At 59.7% G+C, this 21,588-nt stretch carries 21 protein-coding genes and 2 pseudogenes; 19 read left to right on the top strand and 4 right to left on the bottom strand.

Features of this window, described 5'->3' with window-relative positions:
- Window positions 1-67 precede the first annotated feature (67 nt).
- A complete protein-coding gene (locus tag AC3WLX_RS34990; RefSeq protein WP_245269629.1) occupies window positions 68-223 on the top strand; it encodes a hypothetical protein in 156 nt (51 codons plus the stop codon).
- Between the two features lie 152 nt (window positions 224-375).
- Here AC3WLX_RS34990 and AC3WLX_RS34985 read toward each other — a convergent pair whose 3' ends face one another.
- Together AC3WLX_RS34985 and AC3WLX_RS34980 are read right to left on the bottom strand one after the other, a co-directional pair.
- Window positions 376-2,706, bottom strand: coding sequence for a CaiB/BaiF CoA transferase family protein (locus AC3WLX_RS34985; RefSeq protein ID WP_080654979.1), 2,331 nt, complete (start codon window positions 2,704-2,706; stop codon window positions 376-378).
- Window positions 2,707-2,788: 82 nt separating this feature from the next.
- Window positions 2,789-3,040, bottom strand: a pseudogene (locus tag AC3WLX_RS34980) (ABC transporter substrate-binding protein); the annotation flags it as partial.
- A gap of 62 nt (window positions 3,041-3,102) precedes the next feature.
- Between AC3WLX_RS34980 and AC3WLX_RS34975 the strand changes: the two are divergent.
- Entirely contained in the window at window positions 3,103-3,810 is a 708-nt protein-coding gene (locus tag AC3WLX_RS34975; protein ID WP_080654981.1) for an ABC transporter substrate-binding protein, read from the top strand.
- A 55-nt stretch (window positions 3,811-3,865) separates the two neighbouring features.
- Here AC3WLX_RS34975 and AC3WLX_RS34970 read toward each other — a convergent pair whose 3' ends face one another.
- Window positions 3,866-4,660 carry an enoyl-CoA hydratase/isomerase family protein gene (locus AC3WLX_RS34970; RefSeq protein WP_028139121.1) on the bottom strand — a complete coding sequence of 265 codons (795 nt, stop codon included), beginning with the start codon at window positions 4,658-4,660 and terminating at the stop codon, window positions 3,866-3,868.
- A 264-nt stretch (window positions 4,661-4,924) separates the two neighbouring features.
- On the opposite strand from AC3WLX_RS34970, the gene AC3WLX_RS34965 reads away from it, so the two are divergent.
- The 17 genes and pseudogenes from AC3WLX_RS34965 (at window position 4,925) to AC3WLX_RS34885 (ending at window position 20,053) form a co-directional block, all read left to right on the top strand.
- Window positions 4,925-5,692, top strand: a complete 768-nt coding sequence (locus tag AC3WLX_RS34965; protein ID WP_028139122.1) for an enoyl-CoA hydratase/isomerase family protein — start codon at window positions 4,925-4,927, stop codon at window positions 5,690-5,692.
- Between the two features lies 1 nt (window position 5,693).
- On the top strand, window positions 5,694-6,479 hold the full coding sequence (locus tag AC3WLX_RS34960; protein ID WP_024342792.1) for an SDR family oxidoreductase: 786 nt from the start codon (window positions 5,694-5,696) through the stop codon (window positions 6,477-6,479).
- 15 nt (window positions 6,480-6,494) lie between these two features.
- On the top strand, window positions 6,495-6,908 hold the full coding sequence (locus AC3WLX_RS34955; RefSeq protein ID WP_024342793.1) for a Zn-ribbon domain-containing OB-fold protein: 414 nt from the start codon (window positions 6,495-6,497) through the stop codon (window positions 6,906-6,908).
- A complete protein-coding gene (locus AC3WLX_RS34950; protein ID WP_024342794.1) occupies window positions 6,905-8,047 on the top strand; it encodes an acyl-CoA dehydrogenase family protein in 1,143 nt (380 codons plus the stop codon). Before AC3WLX_RS34955 ends, AC3WLX_RS34950 begins: the two co-directional genes overlap by 4 nt.
- Window positions 8,044-10,215 (top strand): acetate--CoA ligase family protein, encoded by a 2,172-nt coding sequence (locus AC3WLX_RS34945; protein WP_024342795.1) that lies wholly within the window; start codon window positions 8,044-8,046, stop codon window positions 10,213-10,215. The genes AC3WLX_RS34950 and AC3WLX_RS34945 overlap by 4 nt, the downstream gene beginning before the upstream one ends.
- 1 nt (window position 10,216) lies before the next feature.
- Window positions 10,217-11,389 (top strand): thiolase C-terminal domain-containing protein, encoded by a 1,173-nt coding sequence (locus AC3WLX_RS34940; protein ID WP_024342796.1) that lies wholly within the window; start codon window positions 10,217-10,219, stop codon window positions 11,387-11,389.
- A 13-nt stretch (window positions 11,390-11,402) separates the two neighbouring features.
- The gene (locus tag AC3WLX_RS34935; protein WP_024342797.1) at window positions 11,403-11,867 is read left to right on the top strand and encodes a MaoC/PaaZ C-terminal domain-containing protein; all 465 of its coding nucleotides are present in this window, start codon (window positions 11,403-11,405) and stop codon (window positions 11,865-11,867) included.
- 49 nt (window positions 11,868-11,916) lie between these two features.
- Window positions 11,917-13,077: an acyl-CoA dehydrogenase family protein gene (locus AC3WLX_RS34930; protein WP_028139125.1), complete on the top strand. Its 1,161-nt coding sequence runs from the start codon at window positions 11,917-11,919 to the stop codon at window positions 13,075-13,077.
- 115 nt (window positions 13,078-13,192) lie between these two features.
- A complete protein-coding gene (locus tag AC3WLX_RS34925) occupies window positions 13,193-14,332 on the top strand; it encodes an ABC transporter substrate-binding protein (protein ID WP_049820494.1) in 1,140 nt (379 codons plus the stop codon).
- Complete coding sequence (locus tag AC3WLX_RS34920; RefSeq protein WP_049820495.1) at window positions 14,329-15,096, top strand: ABC transporter ATP-binding protein; 768 nt, start codon at window positions 14,329-14,331, stop codon at window positions 15,094-15,096. The genes AC3WLX_RS34925 and AC3WLX_RS34920 overlap by 4 nt, the downstream gene beginning before the upstream one ends.
- A complete protein-coding gene (locus tag AC3WLX_RS34915) occupies window positions 15,089-15,793 on the top strand; it encodes an ABC transporter ATP-binding protein (protein ID WP_024342801.1) in 705 nt (234 codons plus the stop codon). The genes AC3WLX_RS34920 and AC3WLX_RS34915 overlap by 8 nt, the downstream gene beginning before the upstream one ends.
- On the top strand, window positions 15,756-16,658 hold the full coding sequence (locus tag AC3WLX_RS34910; RefSeq protein ID WP_245265962.1) for a branched-chain amino acid ABC transporter permease: 903 nt from the start codon (window positions 15,756-15,758) through the stop codon (window positions 16,656-16,658). The genes AC3WLX_RS34915 and AC3WLX_RS34910 overlap by 38 nt, the downstream gene beginning before the upstream one ends.
- Complete coding sequence (locus AC3WLX_RS34905) at window positions 16,655-17,629, top strand: branched-chain amino acid ABC transporter permease (RefSeq protein WP_049820496.1); 975 nt, start codon at window positions 16,655-16,657, stop codon at window positions 17,627-17,629. Before AC3WLX_RS34910 ends, AC3WLX_RS34905 begins: the two co-directional genes overlap by 4 nt.
- Before the next feature lie 228 nt (window positions 17,630-17,857).
- Window positions 17,858-17,989 (top strand): hypothetical protein, encoded by a 132-nt coding sequence (locus AC3WLX_RS34900; RefSeq protein ID WP_283805293.1) that lies wholly within the window; start codon window positions 17,858-17,860, stop codon window positions 17,987-17,989.
- 47 nt (window positions 17,990-18,036) lie between these two features.
- Window positions 18,037-18,897 (top strand): NUDIX hydrolase, encoded by an 861-nt coding sequence (locus AC3WLX_RS34895; RefSeq protein ID WP_245265963.1) that lies wholly within the window; start codon window positions 18,037-18,039, stop codon window positions 18,895-18,897.
- Between the two features lie 188 nt (window positions 18,898-19,085).
- A pseudogene (locus AC3WLX_RS34890) lies at window positions 19,086-19,405 on the top strand (IS256 family transposase); the annotation flags it as partial.
- Between the two features lie 324 nt (window positions 19,406-19,729).
- Entirely contained in the window at window positions 19,730-20,053 is a 324-nt protein-coding gene (locus AC3WLX_RS34885) for a hypothetical protein (protein WP_155253861.1), read from the top strand.
- A 102-nt stretch (window positions 20,054-20,155) separates the two neighbouring features.
- On the opposite strand, the gene AC3WLX_RS34880 is transcribed toward AC3WLX_RS34885, so the two are convergent.
- Complete coding sequence (locus tag AC3WLX_RS34880) at window positions 20,156-21,178, bottom strand: CaiB/BaiF CoA transferase family protein (RefSeq protein ID WP_283805297.1); 1,023 nt, start codon at window positions 21,176-21,178, stop codon at window positions 20,156-20,158.
- Between the last annotated feature and the right edge of the window lie 410 nt (window positions 21,179-21,588).

Here is a 21,588-nt window from a genome sequence, read left to right as displayed (position 1 = left end):
CGCCGGGTGGCTCGCCGAATATCAGGAGATCGTCTCTCGCGACAGTCATCACCAGAACGATATAGGATTGGCGATCGAGAGTGAGCCGATTGATGCGACGTATCCGAGCCTCGGCGATCCAATCCGGATCGAGCGCGAGACTTTTAAGGCGGGGGTCTTCCGCAACGCCAGTCGAAAGAACGATCTTCGTCCTGTCCGACAGCAGAAGGCCGCGATAGCCTGAAATGCTGTCAAGCGGTATCATTATCCCGCCTTGGCTCCCTGACGTGTAGTCCTTTAGGACAATTAATCACATAAAGAGAGGGCGCTACAATGATTCAGCGCGCGGTAGTGTATGCACGGAGAACATGACGCATTGCGATTTTGCCTTCTACTTTAGTCGTACCATGATCCGTTTTTCTTGAAAATCTCTATCGTCCTCGGATCGAGCCAGTCGGCTAATGCTTCGTCGGCCGTGTTAGGCGCATTCGGAGACCGCGGAGTATCCGTAACGCTGCGACTGAAACGCGGGGCGGGAGCGGGTTGAAGCACCCCTTCGATCTCTATGAACGATTTTCGTTCGACGAGATGGGGATCGGCGAAAGCCTCTTCGACGGAGTTGACGACCGTCGCGCAACAATCAGTACCGTCGAACGCGACACGCCATTCATCGGCTGTCTTTTCCGAGAACGCCGCCTCGAGGTCGAGCCGCAATGATGTCCAATCCTCGCGCTTGCGACGAAGCGCGTCCTTGGCATCGAGACCAGCCTTGGCGGCCAACTGTGAGAAGAACTTATCTTCAATGGTGCCGACGGCGAGCCAGCGGCCGTCGGCGCAGCGGTACACGTCATAGAACGGACCGCCGCTGTCGAGCATGTTGGTCCCTCGCTCTTCTTTTGCGAGCCCGGAGGCCAACATGCCAATGTGTCCGCCGAGCAGTGAAAGGACGCCGTCGACGATGGCCGCATCGACGACCTGGCCTTGGCCGGAGCGTTGCCGCTCCCATAGAGCGCTGAGTATCCCGAGGGCTAGGTAGAGCGAGCCACCTCCAAAGTCTCCCAAAAGGTTCAGGGGCGGCGTCGGCGGCTGGCCCTTCCGACCGATCGCGTTGAGAGCGCCCGTCAGCGCGATATAGTTGATGTCGTGTCCGGCGTACGGCGAAAGCGGGCCCGTCTGACCCCAGCCGGTCATCCGACCATAGATCAGGCGCGGATTGAGCCGCTGACAGACTTCCCAACCGAGCCCCAATCTCTCCATGACGCCCGGGCGAAAGCCCTCGATCAGCACGTCGCTGCGCTCGACCAAAACCTTCACCAACTCGAGCGATTGCGGTCGTTTCAGATCGAGTTTCAAGGATTTTCTGCCACGATGCGAGATCTGGAAACGTCGTGGGCGCTCAATCCCCAGACCCGCGTCTTCCGGCCGTTCTATTCGTAGAACGGTGGCGCCGAGGTCGGCGAGCAGCATCGCACAGAAGGGAACGGGCCCGATCGCGGGAAACTCCAGGACTGTCAGACCGTTCAGCGGACCCATATGACCTCGCAGGCGAAAGTATTTACGGAAACGATCAAGCCAGGACGCGCGCGGAATAGAGCGCTTGGATTTCGGTCTGGCTCTTTCCGAGCGCAGCAAGGATCTCGCGCGAATGTTCGCCAAGCCCCGGAATCGACCCGTTCTTCCCGATTTCGGGACCGGGGCAGCCGGGTATCGCGGCGACTGGGAGCGATCCCAGGCCGTCAAGGCGACGGTCTGGTAGGCCCCGACGGCGTTCACGTGTTCGTCGGCGAGCCAATCGGCGTAGGTATTGACCGGGCTTGCCATGACGCCGCGGGCGAGCAGGACCTCGACCCAGTCGGCCGTGGTACGCGTACGGAGCATCTCCTGAAGGACCTTGTTCATCGCTGCGCGGTTGGCGTTTCTGTTGTCCACGGAACCGAAACGCGGATCGCCCGAAAGTTGCGGACATCCGAGCGCATCGCACAGAGCTTCGAAATTCCGCGATCGCATCGCGCTCAAGAGAACATGGCCGTCCGCCGTTTCGTAGATGCCTGATGGGGAATATAGCGGTCCTGGAGTAGGGCCTTCCGCCTGAGCCTCCATCAGCTTGGCGGCCTGGAAGGCGGCGGCGCTTTGCATCAGGCTCATGTCGATGAACGAACCGGTACCGAACCGCACCTTGCGCATCAAAGCCGCGCTGACAGCCTGGAAACCGTAGAGACCCGTGACCGTGTCGATGACGACCATCGCCTGCCGATGCGGCTTTTCGACGGATCCGTTCATCACCATCATGCCGGAAAAGGCCTGGATGACGCCGTCGACGGTTGGACGTTCTCGGTTGGGGCCGCTTTGACCGTAACCGGACACGGACATGTAGATGATTTCGGGATTGACCTTCTTCGCTTCCGGATAGCCAAGGCCGAGGCGGGAAGCGACCCCGGCCCGAAGGCTCTCGATCACTACGTCGGCCGTAGCGACCAGATCGCCGGCGATGCGACGTCCTTCCTCTTTCGCGAGATCGATGGCTATCGATCGTTTTCCCCGATTAAACGCGGTGAAATGAATGGTGTTGTTCTCGATCGTCCTCCCCAGGATCCGCCCCCAATCGCCTTCCGGCGGTTCGATCTTGACGACGTCCGCCCCGTGCAGGGCCAAAAGCATCGCCGCGTGCGGTCCCGCGACGCCCTGACTAGCGTCGACGACCCTGAATCCTTCGAAAGCCCTTCGCATGCGCAACAATCCTTCCCGCGCTCTTCTTATGGAGAAGAAAGTTGCATTTCCCGTGCCGCGACCGAAAGACCCATCCGCGACGGACCTTCTTTCCGTTCAGATAGTTCTGGATTGCTGCGTTGGTCGCCGTTCCCAACGTGTCGAAGATGAGAAGCACATCGTCCTGCTCGATCAGCTTGCGCGTTTGCTCGACAGTCTTTGGCGGGCTGTATGCGTCGTCGAGGCTGATCAGCGTGATCTTTCGTCCGTTCACGCCTCCCTGGTCGTTTACCATCTGGAAGTAAGCTTGGTTGGCCTTCGCTATCGTGGAGTAGTGAGAACCCGGTCCGCTATAGCGCCGCGCATGTGTTCGCGTCAAAAACAGTCGGATGGGAAGTGTAGCAATCGGCGACAGGAATTCTGTTCGGCTCCCGGAATTACGAGCGCGATAAACGGTATCAGAACGACGATTTGGGCCGCGACTACATCAAAGGACTGCGCGCCAAACTGGGCGCGGAGGCTGATACTATGATTGTGAAGGAGTTGAGCTACGACATCACCGAACCGACCATCGGCTCCCAATTGATCACATTAAAAGCGAGCGGCGCCGACGTCTTTGTCAATCTTTCGACGACCAAGTTCGCGGCTCAGGCGATCCGCAAGGCTTACGAGCTGGGGTGGAAACCGACGCAACTTCTCGCCACCGTGTCGGCCTCAACCTCCGTCCTCAAGCAGATCGGCGCGGAAGCGAGCACCGGCGTGATGGCCCTGCACTACATGAAGGACCCGGCTGACCCGCGCCTGGCGGACGACCCCGGTTTCAAGGAGTGGCTGGCGTGGATGAAGAAGTACTATCCGTCCGGAGACATCACGGACGAGTTCAATGTTCTCGGCTACTCCAACGCTCAGACGCTGGTTCAGGTGCTCAAGCAGTGCGGAAACGATCTCTCGCGCGAGAACGTCATGAAGCAGGCTCAGAACCTCGACATGCAGCTACCGATGGTCCTGCCGGGTATTCGACTCAAGACGAGTGTGACCGACTTCGCCCCGATGAAGGATCTGCACATGGAGCGCTTCAACGGCGAGGGATGGGATCCGATCGGTTCGCTCATCTCGGGCGAGTGAACTTCGGAAGGGCCGCTTTCGGGGGTAAGCCCTTCCGATCTTACATAGCGTGAAGCTATTTCTGACTGGTGGGAGCCGCGAAGTTCGCGGGCCGCTTCTCGACGGCGGCCCGCAAACCCTCCTTGAACTCGCTGCTGGACATCGCAAGCGCCTGGCCGAGGCCCTCGAATGCGAACATGTCGTGCATTCCGGTTTCAAAGGTGCGTGCCATGAGCTGTTTCGCCAACCCCATGACTTCCGATGGTCCATCCGCGAGCCGACGCGCCTCGCCCAGCGCCTCCTCCTTGAGCTTGTCACTGGAGCACACCCGTGTGACAAGCCCGTTCGCGAACGCTTCCTGGGCCGTCCAGGTCTGATTTCCGAACAGGAACGTCTTGGCGCGCGCCAGGCCGATCAGTCTGGGCAGATGGTACATCATGCCGATATCGGGTACTGCGCCGAGACGGAAGAAAGCCGCCATGAACTTGGCGTCCTCGGACGCGAAGACGACGTCGCCGCATAGAGAAAGTCCCATTCCACCGCCGGCCGCATGCCCGTTCACCGCCACGACCATGGGCTTGTTGAGCGAAATGAGCGGGAAGAGCCAATCCTTCAGACCTGCGAAACGGCGGTGGACGGCCCATGGATCGGAAGCGACTTCGAGCATCTTGAAATCCCCGCCCGCGCAGAAAGAGGGACCTGCGGCCGCGAGGAGAACGGAGCGAACGGAGCGGTCGGTGGACGCCTCCCTGACCGCATGTCCGAGTTCGTCCCTGAGCTCCGACGTGAGCGAGTTTCGTGAACTCGGATTGTTGAGAGTGAGGATCATAACCGCGCCGTCGCGCTCGACCATAACCTGCTTCGGATCCACTGGCGTTTTCCCTTCGTTGAAAGACATCTGCGGTGCAAACGATGTGCCGCCGGAGCCGTGCCCCAATCCGGACCGGGCCCGCATGCGGTGTGTACGTGGCGCGGACAGGGGGTCGCGCGATGTGTCACCCGCGAACACCCTGTGCCGGCCATCGCGAGAAAAATCGTCAAACTTGCGAGCGATACGCGCATGGCATGGCTCTTGCTGACCTAGCTGTACAAGGCGGCGCGTATCTCGCACTCAAGCCGCAATTAGGAAACGCTATTGTCGTCGTCATCAGACATCGTGCAGCTTCATCGTCGCGGTCGCGTCGCCGTGATCACGCTGAATCGACCCCAGCAGCGAAACGCTCTCTCGGTAGAGATGAGGGCACAATTGGCGAGTCGATTCGACGAGATCAATGACGACGACCGGATTGTGGTCCTGCGGGGAGAGGGGGCGGCCTTTTGCGCGGGCGCAGACCTCGGCGATGTGCCCGATACGCCGATGGCCTGGCGGGATCGCATTCTCACCGCTCAGACTCAGCATCTGCGCATCATCAATATGAAGCAGGCCGTCATCGCGGCAGTCCAAGGCGCAGCCTTCGGCGGCGGTGCGTCGCTTGCGCTCGCTGCTGACATTCTCGTCATGGATGAGAACGCAAGCTTGGGCTTCCCATTCGTAAAGCTTGGTGTCGTTCCAGATGGGGGCGCCAGCTTTCTGCTGCAAGCGAAGGCCACTCCGGCGGTCGCGCTCGACGTGTTGCTTACAGGCGGTGTCATTCGGGCAGAAGAGGCGCGCGCCCTCGGGCTCACCCGTCGCGTTGCGCCAGTGGGAGAACTCGAGGGGCAGACCATGAAGCTCGCCGACGAACTCGCGGCGCTACCGGCGGAAGCTCTCCAGCTAACCAAATCCCTTTGCGCTCAAGGGTGGGCCGTTCATCTAGCCGGAGCGCTGCGGCACGAAGCGGACGCGTTCGGGCTCGCCACGGCGTCAGAATGCCACCGGTCGGCCATGGCTACCGCGAAAGCCAGAGTTGCGAAGGTGAAATGACATGTATTCTTCCGACCTTCTGAAAGGGCGCGTGGCACTCATCACCGGTGGCGGTAGCGGAATCGGGCTGAGTATAGCGGAGCAATACCTGGCGCTCGGCGCCAAGGTGGCAATCGTCAGCCGGAATGCCGAACGGCTCAAAGACGCTGTGGCCACTCTGCAGGCGCGGGACATGAAGGAAATCGCATCCTTCCAGGCGGACGTTAGAAACTACGAGCAGGTATCGGCCGCGGTCAACGCCGTCGTGAATCGCTTTGGATCGCTCGACATCCTCGTCAACAACGCGGCGGGCAACTTCTTCTGCCCGACCGCTGAGATGTCCTCGAACGCGTGGCGGACGGTGATCGACATCGATTTGAATGGGACCTTCCATGGATGCCGAGCCGCTTACGCGCATCTCCGGGAATCCAAAGGCGATGGTTGCATCATCAACATCATCACCATGCAGGCGCTGTCTGGCTGGCCGGGAGCAGCACATGCAGCTGCAGCCAAGGCCGGGATTCTGTCGCTCACCCGGACGCTCGCTGTCGAATGGGGACGGGAAGGAATCAGGGTCAACGCGATCTCGCCCGGGCCAATCGGCGACACCGAGGGCGCAAAGCGTATTTATGAAGATCGCGGTCGCGCAGATCTGGAGCGGAGCCGCGTGGCGCTTGGCCGCTTCGGAAATAAGCAGGAAGTCGCCAACGCGGCAGTCTTCCTGGCCTCGGATCTGGCGAGCTTCGTCACGGGCGAGAACCTCATCGTCGATGGGGGCCGTTGGCTGAAATACGTCTCTGAAAAATAGAAGAGGAGGGAATAAGTGGAAAAACAACTCCCGCTGCCGGTCGCTAACGCGGATTCCGCCGTCTACTGGAAGTCCGCGAATGAGGAGAAGCTCGTGATCCGGCGCTGCAATTCCTGCGGCGAAAAGCACTTCATGCCGCGATACCTGTGCCCCGTCTGCTGGTCCGACGATCTCGTATGGATCGAAGCGTCGGGTAAGGGAACGGTTCACAGCTTCACGGTCGTCCGGCGCGCGTCCTCGCCCGCGTTCGCTGGGCGCACTCCCTACGTTGTCGCGTTGATCGATCTGGCGGAGGGCCCTCGGATGATGACCAACATCGTCGGCAACGGTGCGCTGGAGGTCCGGGTCGGAGATGGCGTCAGACTCGAGTTTGAAGAGCGCGACGGCGCGAAGCTCCCGCAGTTTTCGTTGGAGAAGGTGCGGTCGTGAATTTCGAAGACAGTGACGAACAGAAACTGGTGCGCGAGACGACCGCGTCGTTCGTGAAACGCCATTGCAAACCGGCCGACGTCCGTCAATGGGACCGAACCGGACAGTTGCCCGAGCACGTCTACGCCGCCATGGCGGAAGCGGGTCTTCTGGCGATGATGGTGCCGTCGGCCTACGGCGGCGTCGGCTCCCCGATCGCCGATTGCGCCATCGCACTGGAGGAAATCGCCAGGCCGAGCGTGGATTTCGCGACGCGTCTCGCGTTGATCGGGTGGGGCGCGATGATCCTCGCCGATTTCGCGAGCGAGGAGATCAAGGCCGAAATCCTTCCGAAAGTCGTCAAAGGCGACACGAAGCTTTCCTTCAGCCTGACCGAGCCGGGTTCCGGATCGGATGCGGCGTCGCTCCAGACGCGGGCGCGCCGCGATGGCGATGATTACGTGATTACTGGCCAGAAGCTCTATTCGTCCGGAGCGCATGCGCCAAACAACATGATCGTTCTGGCCGCGCGGACGAACCCGGACGTCAAGAAGCATGCCGGCATCTCGCTTTTTCTCGTCCCTAACGATCTTCCGGGCATCACCATCAACCGGCTGGACGTCGTGGGCAGAAGGATTCTCGGGCTCTGCGAGATCTTTCTCGACGAGGTGCGACTTCCGAAACGGATGTTGATCGGCGAGGAAAACAGCGGCTGGTCCTACATCAACAAGCATCTGGAACGCGAACGCATTCTGCTCGCCGCGAACTATCTCGGCAACGCCCGGGCCGCAGTGGACGATGCGATCCGCTACGCCGGCGAGAGGAAGCAGTTTGGTAAGCCTATCGCCGAGTTTCAGGCGATCGCTCACATGCTATCCGATATGTCGACGGACGTGGAAGCGGCCAGATGGATCACGGCATCGACGGCCTGGCGGTACGACCAAGGGATGCCGTGCGTGAAGCAGGCTTGCATGGCCAAGCTGTTCGTCTCGGAGATGTTCGTGCGGGTGACCACGCAGGGCATGCAGATACTCGGCGGTGCCGGCTACACGCATGACCACGATATGCAGCGGTACTGGCGGGACGCGCGCAACGCGACGATCGGCGGAGGTACATCGCAAATCCAACGTAGCTTGATCGCTCGGGAGCTCGGACTGTGACGGAGATCAAGGGATACATCGAGAACAGGACGAAGCTCTTCGGTCGTAAGGAGCTCGAGCGCTTGATCAACCCCGCGAGCATCGCGGTCATCGGCGCTTCGGAATCGCCGGGCTCCTTCGGGGCGCGGACGATGGAGAATCTCGCGACTTTCGGCGGCAAGCTTCTTCCGATCAACCCGAAACGGGACGTGATCTTCGGCCACAAGGCCTACCCCACGATCGAGGATCTTCCGGAGGTACCGGATGCTGTCGTCATTTCGGTGCCGCAGGATCAGGTGACCGATCTTGTCAGACGGTGCGCAGCCAAGAGAATCAGCGGCGCGATCGTCTACTCGTCTGGTTTTGCGGAATTGGGCATCGCGGAGCGGACGGCTGCTCAACGCGAACTTGCGGAGATCGCGCAATCGACGGGCATCCGGATCATCGGCCCGAACTGCGTTGGCATCATCAACTTCGCCTCCAAAATCGGCATGCACTTCATGCCGAAATTCAACGAAATGCCGATCATCGCCGGCGGAATTGGTCTCGTCAGCCAGAGCGGGGGCCTCGGATACACCATTATCCAGGCCCTGCAGCGGGGTATCGGCTTCTCGCAATTTCTGTCGGCCGGAAATTCGAGCGATGTCGATATCTGCGACCTCATCAACTACCTGGTCGACGATCCGAGCACCGCAGTGATCGCATGTTTGTTCGAGGGAATTCGGGACGGTGGTCGCCTCATCGAAGCCGGCCGCCGAGCCTTCGCAGCGAGGAAACCACTCGTCATCTACAAGATGGGACATAGCGCAATCAGCAAGAAGGCGGCACTTTCCCACACCGGCACTTTGGCTGGCTCCAATGCGGCTTACGATGCGGCATTCCGCGAGATGGGGGCGATCGTCGTCGACAACTGGGAGGAGGTGCTCGAGACCGCCTGCTTCTTCGAGCGCGCAGGCGTTCCAAAGGGCCCCGGGGCGGGGGTCATGGCGAGCTCCGGAGGGGCCGCCGTCATCTCCGGAGACAAGGCCGAGGAGTTTGGTGTCGCGATGCCTGCGCCTCAGTACCATACCGTGGCGCGGCTGTCGAAGCTGGTGCCGGATTTCGGTTCGGTATCGAACCCGACGGACATGACCGCTGAGACACTCAAGAGCTTCGATCTGTACAGCGCCTGCATCAAGGCGTTCGCCGATGATCCGAGTTACGGCGTTGTGGTCGTGCCTATGCTTTCGGCGCAGAAGCCGATCACGACCGAGAGAGCTATTCATCTTGATCGGCTCGCAGCCGAACTCTCCAAACCGATCTGCCTCGTCTGGTTCAACGAATGGCTGGAGGGGCCGGGCAGCGAAATCTACGACAAGAGCCGGAAGATCTCGATGTTCAGGTCGATGGGCCGCTGCATGAAGGCAATAAGGTCGTGGTTCGATTATTACGACAAGGCGGACCGGAAGGCCAGGGCGGAGAAGAGTCTGTCCGACTCCAAAGCACGTGATGCGGCCCTTGCCGAGCTCGCGACGATCCGCGCGGGTGGCGTTCTCAGCGAAGCACAATCGAAAAGGCTGCTCACATCCTACGGTGTTTCGGTCAACCGCGAGGCCTTGTCCATGACCGCCGATGAAGCCGTCGCACATGCAGAGGCCATCGGATACCCCGTCGTCCTCAAGGCGGACTCGGCGGACATTCCGCACAAGACCGAGGCTGGCGTCGTCCGGTTGAACGTCAGCGACGCAGATGGGGTGCGGAAGGCATATCGGGAAATCGAACAGGCGGCCGGGCGGCTGGACGGTCCGGTCACCGTCAACGGCATTGTCGTTCAGGAAATGGTTGCGGGCGGCACCGAGATGATGGTCGGCGCTTCGGTCGACCCTCAGTTCGGGCCGCTGATCACGTGTGGCTTCGGCGGAACGGCCATCGAACTGCTCGCGGACGTGCAGACCCGGCGTGCTCCCGTCAACGTCTCGGAAGCGACCGACATGCTGCGTTCACTGCGAGGCAGCCGCCTGTTATTCGGCTACCGCAACCAGGCGGCCGCTGACATCAAGGGGCTCGCCGAGATCGTGAGCCGAATCTCCGTGTTGGTCAGCGATCTGCGCCAGGAGATCGTTGAATTGGACGTCAATCCCGTCAAGATTTCGGCCAATCGTGCCGTAGCCGTCGACGCTCTGATCGGGCTAGGCAGCAAGAGGAATTGAAATGAATAAATTGGCTTCTGGAAAGATCGCGATCGTCGGCGTTGGCGAATCCGACATTGGCAAGGTGCCCGGGATGACCGGGCTGGGCCTGAACGCCCAGGCGGCGAAGCGTGCGCTCGACGAAACAGGTCTCAAGGTGTCGGACATCGATGGTGTCCTGACGGCGTATTCCTTCACCGAACCCTACTTCATGTTGGGATCGGTGCTGTGCGAATATCTTGGCATCAAGCCCCGCTACAATGCGTCCATCGTCGTTGGCGGCGGATCCCCCGCCGTGATGCTGAAGCACGCGGCTGAGGCGATCCTTGCGGGCAGCGCGGAGACCATCCTGGTGTGCGCTGGCGAGAACCGCGCGACCGGTCAATCGCGCGACTCGGCGGTCTCGGCGCTCCTGGCGGTCGGACATCCCTATTTCGAGCAGCCCTACGGCGGATCGATTCCTGGATTCTACGCCATGATCGCGCAGCGCCACATGCACGTCTACGGCACGACGCGCGAACATCTCGCCAACATCGCGGTGAACACGCGCCGCCATGCCTTGCTTCACCCCAACGCGCACATGAAGAGCGCGATCACGGTCGAGGACGTGTTGTCGGCAAAGCCGATCGCCGATCCGCTCGGCATGCTCGACTGCTGCCTGATCTCCGATGCCGGCGGCGCGTTCATCGTGACCTCGGCCGAACGTGCGAAGGACCTCAAGTCGAAGCCGGCCTATCTCCTCGGCATCGGCGAGCACCACACTCATGAACATCTGATGTGCGCTCCGAGCCTTACGGAGTTTGGCGCAAAGCAGTCGGGTGAACGTGCTTACGCAATGGCCGGCGTAACACCGTCAGACATCGACGTTGCCCAACTCTACGACTGCTTCAGCATCGTGCCGCTGATCGAGCTGGAAGAGCTTGGCTTCTGCGAACCGGGAGAGGGCGGCTCCTTTTTCTCCGACGGCAGAGCATCGATCGGAGGCAAGCTGCCTATCAATACGCATGGCGGCATGTTGTCCCATGCCCACGCGGGAGCCGCTGGTGGACTTTTCGGCATCATTGAGGGTGTACGCCAGCTGCGCGGCGGACTCGGTGCCCGCCAGGTGAAAGACGCCGAACTCGCGCTGGTTCACAACGAGGGCGGCATCCTGTCCTCGCACTGCACACTCATTCTCGCGAACAAGCCGAACTAAAAAAGGAACACCCATGAGCATCCCCCGCCCGCGTGGACGCTACTTCGAGGACTTCGAGGTTGGCCAGGAATTCGAAAGCCCGGCGCGCACCGTGACGCAGACGGACATCATCAATTTCGCTTGCCTTTCGGGCGACTTCAATGAAGTTCATACGAATTTCGAATATTGCAAAACGACGCAATTCGGAGAGCCGATTGCGCATGGCCCGCTGGTCTACGCGATCATGGGCGGCCTGCAATACGCGAGCGGAATCAACGATGGTACGCTGCTGGCGTTGCTGCAAATCGACAAGTGGCGCCTTCTTGATGCCGTCAAGCACGGCGATACGATCCGTCTGCGCTCCAAGGTCGTCGACAAGAAGGAGAGTAGCAAGTCGGACCGCGGCGTCATCACCTTCAAGCGAGAATGCGTGCGGCATGACGGACGTGTCGTCCAGGAGATGCAAGCCACGCTGCTCTATCGGCGCCGGCCGAAATGACCGGTGGCAGGTCGCTCAATTCCCGCACGAAAGCATGCAGGTAGCGCAGATGCATCTGTTCGATAACAACGAAGAGTTCGACCTCACCGACGATCAGCTGCAGGTGCGCGCGAGCGTGCTCCAGCTTTTGCGGGAAAAGCTGCCGCCATGGAAGGTCGCGGAACTCGACGACAAGAGCGAATTCCCATTCGACGCTTACGCCGCTCTTGCTGAGGCCGGGTGGCTTGGGTTGCCTCATGACGAGCAGTACGGGGGGGCAGGCGGCAGTTATATGGATCTGGCCGTCCTGATCGAAGCGATCGCCTATCACAATGCCCAGATGGCTTCGGCTTACCTGACTACAGTCGTCTATGGCGGAATGCATCTGAAGTTCGGAGCCAGCGAGCAGTTGCGGGCGTCCATGTTACCGCAGCTCATCGCCGGGAAGCTGAAGTTGGCGTTCTGCCTGACGGAGCCGGACACAGGATCCGACGCCAGCAGTATCCGGACGAAGGCGGTTGCGAAGGGGGACGACTGGATCATCGATGGCCAGAAAGTCTACATCACTTGCGCTCACGTCGCCGGCTATCTGGTCGTTGCAACAAAGACGGACCCGGAGGCAAGGCACAAGGGCATGACGCTCTTTCTCGTCGACGCCAAGGCGAAAGGTGTGACCATCCGCCCGCTGCGGGGGCTCGGCAGGCGCATGATCCACACCAACGAGGTGTTCTTCGACGGCGTCAAGGTTCCCGCAACCCACGTTCTGGGCGGGGTCAATGGCGGATGGAAGAACATCATGCGCGGTTTGAATGTCGAGCGGCTGCTCCTGTCGGCCGCGGCAAGCGGGAATTGCTACAGGATACTGGAATCTGCGATCGATTTCGCCCGACGGCGCAAGCAGTTCGGCAAACCGATCACTGAATATCAGGCCATCAGCCACAAGATCTCGGACATACGCAGCATGGCCGAGATATCGCGTGTCATGACCTATCGGCTCGCTTCTCTCATGGACAGAGGCGTTGCACCGAGCACCGCGGCGGCCGTCACGAAGATTTTCGCCACGGAGAGCAATTCCAAATGCGCTGACACCGGCATCCAGATCATGGGCGGCGCGGGATTGATGATGAACTCGGAGATGCAGATGTATTTTCGGGATTCCAGGGTCGGCACAATCGGCGGAGGAACGAGCGAGATCCTTCGAAACGTCATCGCCAAATCGATGCTCTCTTAAGAGGACCGGAACAATGCGTGGATTCTCTCGACGAACCTTCTTGGCCGGGACGGGGGTACTTGCCGTCGGAGTACGCTCCGCACGTGCGCAAAGCGACCGTGTTGTTCGTGTGGGAATGATCCTTCCGATCAGCGGCAATCTGGCCCAATATGCTGCGAACATGTTCCCGCCATTCCGCTACGTGATCGACAAGGTCAACGCGGAGGGGGGCATCAAAAGCATGGGGGGGGCCAAGATCGAGCTTGTCGTCGCCGACAACGCGAGCGGCAGCGCCGGCACTGCGAGCGAGGCCCGACGTTTGATCGAGCAGGAGAAGGTGTCTTTCATTGCCGGACCGCTGGTGACGAGCGAAATGCTCGCATTGGTTCCGGTTCTCGACGAACTGAAGGTTCCTGCGCTTTCCTTCACCAGCGGCGATAGCCGATCTAAATATTTGTTCTCGATCGGGTTTACCTACGAAAAGGGATACGCCGCTCCGCCAATCGAGTTCTTGAACTATCTCATTAAAGAAAAGCGACGAAGTATCCGGTCGGTGGCCCTCGTTTACTCGAATTACGAAGCTGGCCAGCAGATCGCCAATTTCCAGGAAAAGATGGTGACAGCCGCGGGCCTCACCGTGGCGGCGCGCATCCCGGTCGACCGTACGGCTCAAGACCAGACATCCACGATACTTCGTATCAAGTCAGCGAAACCCGATGCCGTAGTTGGCCTGGTGCTGACACGGGAAGGCGTCTTGCTGCATCAGGCGCGGGCCAACTTGCGATACAACGAAGCGACGTTCGTCGGCTGCGGCGCCGGATATGCGGACGTCACGCTTTGGAACGAGCTTGGTGCAAAATTGGCCGAGCAGGTCCTCACGCGTAACCTCTTCGCCACGACGGGGTTTGTCGTGGGTATCGACCAGCCAGGGGCGAAACAGATCGTTTCCGAATTACAGCGGCAGATCAACGAAAAGAAGATGCAGGGCCCCATCGGGCACTACCAGGTCTGGGCGGCGCAAGCGGCCAGATTGGTGCAGGCAGCGTTCGAGCTTGCTGGAAATAACGACCGCGAAGCGCTCAGAGGCGCGTTCGAGAAGGTCCGGATCGGGCGCAGCGATCCTTTCTTGTATTTGCCGCGGCCTGAGCTTGCCTTCGGCGAGGACAACTGCCTTACAGACCAGACTGCGCTTGCGCTGCAGTGGCAGCCGGACGGCAGCCAACAGGCGTTGTGGCCTGCGGAGTTTTCGCGCGGGGAGCCGAGGTCGTATCAATGAGGCTGGGTCCCGGGCCTGCGGCGCCGATTGATGCTAAAAGACCGGGCGCTTTGCTGGAGGTCAGACATCTTACGAAGCGTTTCGGAGGCGTTATCGCCGTCAATGACGTCTCGTTCGTTCTGCCCCGCAACGAAATACTGGCCGTCGTTGGACCGAACGGTGCGGGAAAGACGACGTTGTTCGGACTGATCTGCGGTTTTCTGCGCAACGACCAGGGAAAGGTGCAGTTCGATGGGCGTGACGTCACTGGTCTTCCGCCGCACGTGATCGCGAAGCTTGGAATGGTTCGTAGTTTCCAGATCGTCCAAATGTTTCCGGACCTGACGGTGCACGAAACGGTCGTCGCGGCGGCGATGCTCCATCACGCTTTGCCCGCCGCGCGCCGCCTTGCCGACGAGATTCTCGAAGAGCTGGACCTGGCGGAAAAGCGAAAGGAACTCGCTTCGTCTTTACCTATTCAGAGCCGAAAGCGCCTCGAACTGGCGAAGTGCGTGGCTACCGACCCAAAGCTTATCATCCTGGACGAAGTAATGGCGGGCCTGACGCTTGTGGAGGCGGAAGTGCCGATCGCGGCCATTCGCAAGCTGCGCGACCGCGGCATCACCTTCCTCATGGTCGAGCACGTGATGCCCGTCGTGATGCGGCTTGCAGATAGAATGCTCGTCCTTAACTTCGGCGAGCTGATAATGCAAGGGACGCCGGAGGAGGTCATGTCGCATCCCGACGTGCAGGATGCTTATTTGGGAGCGGCGTTGGATGCTTGAAATCGAAGGCGCGAGTGCCGGATACGGCGACCTCGATATCTTGCGCGGGGTGTCGCTGAAGATTGCCAAGGGCGAGATCGTGGGTCTTCTCGGCGCGAACAATGCCGGAAAGTCGACCCTCGTCAATTGCATCAGCAGGATCGTTCCGTGGAGGGGCGGAAAGTGCGTTTTTGAGGGAAGCGACATCTCGCGACTGCATGCGCACGAAGTCACCGAGCGCGGCATCAGCCAGGTTCCCGAGGGTCGACAATTGTTTCCGGAAATGACCGTCTGGGAGAATCTCGCTCTCGGTGCTTACACCCGCAAGGCGCGCCTCGAACGTTCACGCAAGCTAGAATTTGTCCTCGACCTCTTTCCCAGGCTATCCGAACGGCGCGTGCAAGCCGCTGGAACTCTCTCGGGCGGCGAGCAGCAGATGCTTGCGATCGGAAGGGCGCTCATGTCCGGACCGAAGCTGCTCATCTTGGATGAGCCGTCGCTCGGTCTTTCTCCAAAGTTTGTGCTTACGATCTTCGAGGCGTTGACGGCTATGCACCGCGAAGGACTGACGATCCTGCTGGTGGAGCAAAATCTGAACCTGACGCTACAGAACGTGCAGCGCTGCTACGTCCTCGAACGCGGCGAAATCGTCATCTCCGGACGAAGCGAGGATATGCAGGATGATCCCGCCGTCAAGCGGGCTTATTTGGGGACTTGAAATGGAGATATTATACCAGGGGGTGATCCAAGGCGTGCTCATCGGTAGCACGTACGGACTGATCGCCCTCAGCATGGGGCTGATCTACGGCGTGAGCGGCATCACGAATTTCGCGCAGGGCGACCTGATGGTCCTCTGCATGTTCATGACGCTGACGCTGTCAACCCTTCTGAACTTAGACCCGTACGTCTCGATTCTGATTACGATGCCGGTCATCATCGCCGTAACGGCCGTCGTATATCGATACCTGATCCAGCCGATCAGTTCCCAGCAATTGATGGTCATCCAACTCACGCTCGGCTTGATGTTTGTCATCCAAAACGGGATCTTGATGGTCTACGGCGGTAACTTCCAAAGAGTTCCGTCCGTACTTGATGGTGACGTCTTGGTGATCGGCGATTTCGCTGTTGTACAGACGTCGCTGCTCATTTCCTTCGTTGCGACATGGGGGCTCGCCGGCGTCCTCTTCTGGACGCTCGGGTATACCGACTTCGGCCGAAGCGTACGGGCGGTGCACCAGAACGCGAAAGCCGCGGCATTGGTCGGCGTCGACGTGCGACGGACGCAACTCATCGTGGTATCGCTAAGTGCGGCGATCCTTGCTGTGTCCGCATCGCTCCTCGTCGCCGGAAGGCCGATTCATCCGGGCGAGGGTCTTCACTATACCGTGGTCGCGTTGATGCCGTTCGTGCTCGGCGGCATGAACAATCTCCTTAGCATCCTCGTCAGCGGCATCATCATCGGCGTGGCCGAGACGCTCGGGAACGTCTACTTGAACGGGCCACTGGGATTCGCCGTACCTTACGCGGTATTCATCGCCATTCTCATCTTCCGGCCCCAAGGGCTTTTCGGATCGCGATCATGAAGTTCGCCAAGGTCACGAAGGCCGCGATCACTGCGTCTACCATCGTCATCGTGGGAGCGGCAATCATGGCGCTCCCCGGCTACTACGGCGGAATCGCCACCAAAACGTTGATCTATATCGGGCTCGCTTCTGCCTGGAACATCGTTGGTGGCATTGGGGGGCAACTATCGCTGGGCCACAGCGTTTTCATTGGTCTTGGCGCGCTCCTTCCGGCCGCGATGTTGCTTAAACTGTCCGTTCCGTGGTGGATAGGTGTGCTATGCGCGGCTGCAATGTCTGGTGCGATAGGCGCGGCGATTTCCTGGATCACGTTCAGATTTCGGCTTGGGCATCTGTATTTTGCTCTGGTGACGCTTGCGATCGGCGAGTTGGGACGCATCATCGTGATTGGCACGGAGTTTCTCGGAGGCGCCTCGGGACTGCTCGTTCAATACAGGCCGATGTCCGCATCCGGACTGCAGCTTTCAGTCGCAAACCAAAATGTCCTCCTTGCGCTTTGCTTCATGGCCTTAGCTCTCGCGACAAGTTACGCGATCCTCCACTCCAAGCTAGGCTATCGCCTGCGAGCGCTAAAAGGGAACGAAAACGCTGCGCAAGCCATCGGAATAGACCTTTTCCGATCGAAGGCGACCGCGATGGTGATCAGCGCAGTTCTCAGTTCATTGGGCGGTTCGGTCCTCGCTCGCTACGACGGATTCGTTGATCCCGAAGTCGTAGCGTCACCTATATTGATTATATCCATAGCGCTATTCACGGTGGTCGGCGGCGCGGGCAGGCTGTGGGGGCCCGTACTTGGGGTCGGATTGTTGTTTCCGCTAGGAGAGATCCTCCGCGGGAACTTGGCCAACAATCTCCCTGGTTTGCATCTTGTTTTGTTCGGCGTCATTCTCGTCGCCGTCATTCGCCTCATGCCCTCAGGCATAACTGGGTGGTTCGCGAGTCGGTTCCGATCCGCGTGGGCCGTCAAATAACTTAAACAAGTTTCTGCGACCTGAATTGGTATGTCTTAGTTAGGCGAGGTCCGTTGAAAGGGTGGCTTGGCGCCTCGCGCCCCAGCCCCGTTGGATCGTGAGTGAACTAGTGGGCTTTTGTCGTGGCAATGGTGCCGTAGCAGGAGTGGTTGGAAAATGAAGGCGGCGTAATCTCCAGCTTGATCCAACAGGCGATTTCGGCGTTTCAGCGTCGGAGGAGATCACGCCATGACGAAGATTATCACGATCGCCGGCCTCCCGAAGTCCGAAATCGATAGCTACGAACAGGTAGGTGAAATTTGTATTCATCTATTGCACTGCTTAAGCGCTTCGCCAGTTTTGCTGAAGAAGTATTTCTGACGCACATCGTGTAGACCGAACTTAGAATTTAACATTCGAGGATCCGCATGACTGGACAGATCAAACCTCGTTCTGCTGCAACGCTGATGCTTGCTCGTGATAGCGCTGAAGGCATTGAGCTATTTATGGTCGTTCGGCATCATGAGATTGAATTCGCATCTGGCGCCTTAGTCTTTCCCGGTGGTTCCGTAAGTCAGTTGGACTTTGATCCGCGGTGGCGCAAGCTGGCCGAAGGTGTGACCGGGGTTGACGACGAGATGCTTGGTCTCATGGCGGCAGCGGCTCGTGAAGCTTTTGAAGAATGTGGCGTTCTTTTCGCTCGCGAGTACCGCGGTGGTCCCTTGGTTGATGGTGCGCGAGCAGAAACGTTGGGTATCGCTTATCGTCAGGCCATCGAGGCCGGGACACTTGGCTTTGCTGACATGATCGAGCGGGAATATTTGATCGCGGCCTTCGATCAGCTTGTGCACTTTGCCCACTGGATTACGCCGCCGCATATGCCAAAGCGTTTCGACACCTATTTTTTTCTCGCTCAAGCTCCGATTGATCATGTTTTACGGCACGACGGTCACGAAGCCGTCGACTCTACATGGATCACCCCAGCTCAAGCACGCAACGACGCCGACGCACAAAGGCGAACGGTACTTTTCCCGACACTATTGAATCTCGAGAAGTTGGGACGTCATGACTCGGTGATGCAGGCACTTGCAGCTGCCCGGGATGAAACCGTCGTGACAGTCAGGCCTGAAGTGCAAACATCTCCAGGAGGTAGGATACTTCGAATTCCAATTGAGGCAGGCTATGGCGCGGAAGAATTTTTGGTTGTTGGTGAGCCAGGTCAGAACGCGCGTGTCGTCAAGCTAGATGTCGCAAGTGATGCCGGAGGCGCTGGAAAACAGTCTTCTTAGCACGGCCGTTACGTCAAAAAGTGATCTTCTCACGAATTGATGACCAACAGAGGCCCAAGTGACATTCGTTGCATCTTCGAACAAGACATCTGGAATTGGGGGATGTCCCGGGTTCTGTTGAGTTTCTGAAGAGGTCGGCGTTGCCCACCTTGAGCCGGTAGGCTCGGGGCGCTGATTCGGGCAACGCCATGACAAGGGATATCACCCCGGCTGGTTCGCCGGCGCCGGGGCTGTGGACGAAGCGTTTGGGGAAGTGCGGGCGAGCGTCGATCGGTTCTGTCTTGCGGCAGGGATCGAGTGTTCGGCACGATGATGGAGGCGGAAGTGACGGCGGCCTGCAGGCCGTCGCCGCGGGCGCGATGCGGCGCGGCGGGCGCACCGTTGGGGCCGAACGTGGGACCGGATCGGTTTCCACGGCGGCAAGATCGAGGTCGAGCGCCCGCGGGTCCGGAGCATGGAGGGCCGCGAGGTCACGATCCCGAGTTGGGAAACGGCGGCGCAGGAGGACTGAGTCGGTCGCTGGGCGATGAACCTGATGCTGATCAATGTGTCGACGCGCCGGACTAGGCCGCGGAAATCCCACCGTTCACGCTCACTGCTTGTCCGGTGATTTTCGAAGCATACGGGCTCGAAAGGAGTACCGCGAGCGGAGCGACGTCTTTTGGCGTTGGGAGACCTGACAGCGAGGATGATGGTCTCCGGGCAATGCTGCTGCAACTCCACCATCAAGCCGCGAACTACGGTCCCGAACTTTCGGGTCGACAAAATGCTGGTGGCTAGGGCGAAGCTCTCGTTGCCGAGCGTGTAGCGGCCATTGGTATGGGTCAGGAAGTTGTCGGCCACCATCGGACGCAACAACGTCAACAAAATGCTCTTGGGCGAACCGAGACGGCTTGAAAGCTCGGCGAGCGACAATCCGTCGTGGGAATGTGCGACCGCGTCAAAAATCGCGAGCATGCACTTCAGCGATCTCGGTCCGGCGCTCGCCGCTTTATCACGCACAACGGTACCCCGCATTTCTGTGGCTTCCGTCGGACGTTTCAGCACCAGTGATCCTCGACTGCAGCTCGACCACTTCAATTTCTCCGAGCCGCCTGTGCGGGTGCTCGCACATAGGATGCACGCAATGGACGAAGATCGGACGGCGTGCAAGTAAAATCGCCGAAGCCGCGCGTGTCTGAGCAGTTGGTCTTGATGTCGCGCTGATATTGCGGGCCCCTGATCAAAGCAGATGTGCTCCTCAGGAGATAAGGAGCGATTACGCTCCGGTCTGCGTCGTTAATTCGTTGAGAATTTCCTCGGTGTGTTCTCCGAGGCGGGGTGGCTTGCGATGAAGCGACGCCGCGGTTCGAGAGAAGCTTGCCAGCGGAGCCATCGATACCGTTCGTCCCGCGGCCGGATGATCCAGCCGCCGGAAGAAGTGTCCCTCCGCGAGATCTCCGTTTGTGAAGATGGACTGGAAATCGTTCACCGGCCCGTTTGGAATGTCGGCGATATTTAGCTGCTCCTGCCATTCAGCCGTGGTTCGAGTCTTTATCGGCTCGACAACAATACCGTACAATTCGTCGATGTTTCGCACACGATCTTCCAGGTGAAGGAAGCGAGGATCCTTTGCGAGTTCCGGCCGCTCTATGGCCGCAAACAACCGTGACCATTGGTCGTCGGTGACAGCGAGAAGCGATATATAGCCGTCCGACGTCTTGTAGGGTCGACGGTGAGGCGTCAGCATGCGACTGTAGCCGAGGCCGAGGTCGGGCCGGTCGATCACGCCGCCCCAAAGATGTTCGATCATGTTAAAGCCGACCATGGCGTCCATCACGGCAACATGGACTTCCTGGCCGACGCCTGTGCGCTCGCGTGCAAACAACGCCACGCCGATGCTGGAGGCGAGAATGTAGCCGCAGAGCTTGTCGCAGATGATCGTCGGGAAATAGCGCGGCATGCCATCCACGACGTTCATCGCGGCGATTCCGGAGGCAGCCTGGATCACGTCGTCGAACGCCGGCCAATCTCGCCGCGAGCTGTCGTTGCGATAACCCCCGGCGGACGCATAGACCAGCCGCGGATTTTCCTTGCCAAGCTCTTGATAGCTGATGCCTAGCCGTTCCGCGGCGCTCGGACGCATCGAGTGAACGAACACGTCCGCCGTCATGACTAGGCTCATCAGGGTTGCGCGATCCGCCGACTTCTTCAGATCGAGCACGATGGACCGCTTGTTACAGTTCATGTTCAGGAAGAACCCGCCCATTCCTTCGCTCGGTACCGGGCCGACCTTCCTCATGTTCCTAGTCCGCACCAGGCCGCGGTTCGGCCGGTTCTTGCTGCGCCGAGCCTCGATCACCTCGCATTCGACGTGGATCGTGTCGCCTGCGATCACCGGACCCTTGACGTTGAATTCCATTTGCAGGAACGCAAGCCGGTGTGCTGCATCGAGGGCGACGGCGGCGCTGCGATCGTCGTCAGCGCTCCTCAATGGTGATAGGTTTCGTCATCATCGCGTTGGCATTCAGGACTGCGTTGTGGCGGTCGAGACGGCGATCTCCCCAAGTTGGCGGCTTGTCATAGAGTTCCATGTGCCGCCGAGCCATCGAGGCATAGAGCTGCGCCGGCGCGATCCCCGTGGGTCGGTCAAAATCCCCCGGGTATGGTCACTTGAAACTCCCCCACCTGATGATCGCCGGCAGCGCCGCT

It is taken from the genome of Bradyrhizobium sp. FW305-F6 (genome assembly GCF_058782905.1).
The sequence above is the reverse complement of the archived record's forward strand: the minus strand, read 5'-3'. Positions and strand labels throughout refer to the sequence as shown.

Excerpts from the sequence above, each read along its gene's own strand:
- AC3WLX_RS34985 (WP_080654979.1), bottom strand. The coding sequence starts at position 2,706 with ATGCGAAGGGCTTTCGAAGGATTCAGGGTCGTCGACGCTAGTCAGGGC.
- AC3WLX_RS34960 (WP_024342792.1), top strand. The coding sequence starts at position 5,694 with ATGTATTCTTCCGACCTTCTGAAAGGGCGCGTGGCACTCATCACCGGT.
- AC3WLX_RS34940 (WP_024342796.1), top strand. The coding sequence starts at position 10,217 with ATGAATAAATTGGCTTCTGGAAAGATCGCGATCGTCGGCGTTGGCGAA.
- AC3WLX_RS34935 (WP_024342797.1), top strand. The coding sequence starts at position 11,403 with ATGAGCATCCCCCGCCCGCGTGGACGCTACTTCGAGGACTTCGAGGTT.
- AC3WLX_RS34930 (WP_028139125.1), top strand. The coding sequence starts at position 11,917 with ATGCATCTGTTCGATAACAACGAAGAGTTCGACCTCACCGACGATCAG.
- AC3WLX_RS34925 (WP_049820494.1), top strand. The coding sequence starts at position 13,193 with ATGATCCTTCCGATCAGCGGCAATCTGGCCCAATATGCTGCGAACATG.
- AC3WLX_RS34920 (WP_049820495.1), top strand. The coding sequence starts at position 14,329 with ATGAGGCTGGGTCCCGGGCCTGCGGCGCCGATTGATGCTAAAAGACCG.
- AC3WLX_RS34915 (WP_024342801.1), top strand. The coding sequence starts at position 15,089 with ATGCTTGAAATCGAAGGCGCGAGTGCCGGATACGGCGACCTCGATATC.
- AC3WLX_RS34910 (WP_245265962.1), top strand. The coding sequence starts at position 15,756 with ATGATCCCGCCGTCAAGCGGGCTTATTTGGGGACTTGAAATGGAGATA.
- AC3WLX_RS34905 (WP_049820496.1), top strand. The coding sequence starts at position 16,655 with ATGAAGTTCGCCAAGGTCACGAAGGCCGCGATCACTGCGTCTACCATC.
- AC3WLX_RS34900 (WP_283805293.1), top strand. The coding sequence starts at position 17,858 with ATGACGAAGATTATCACGATCGCCGGCCTCCCGAAGTCCGAAATCGAT.
- AC3WLX_RS34895 (WP_245265963.1), top strand. The coding sequence starts at position 18,037 with ATGACTGGACAGATCAAACCTCGTTCTGCTGCAACGCTGATGCTTGCT.
- AC3WLX_RS34880 (WP_283805297.1), bottom strand. The coding sequence starts at position 21,178 with ATGAGGAAGGTCGGCCCGGTACCGAGCGAAGGAATGGGCGGGTTCTTC.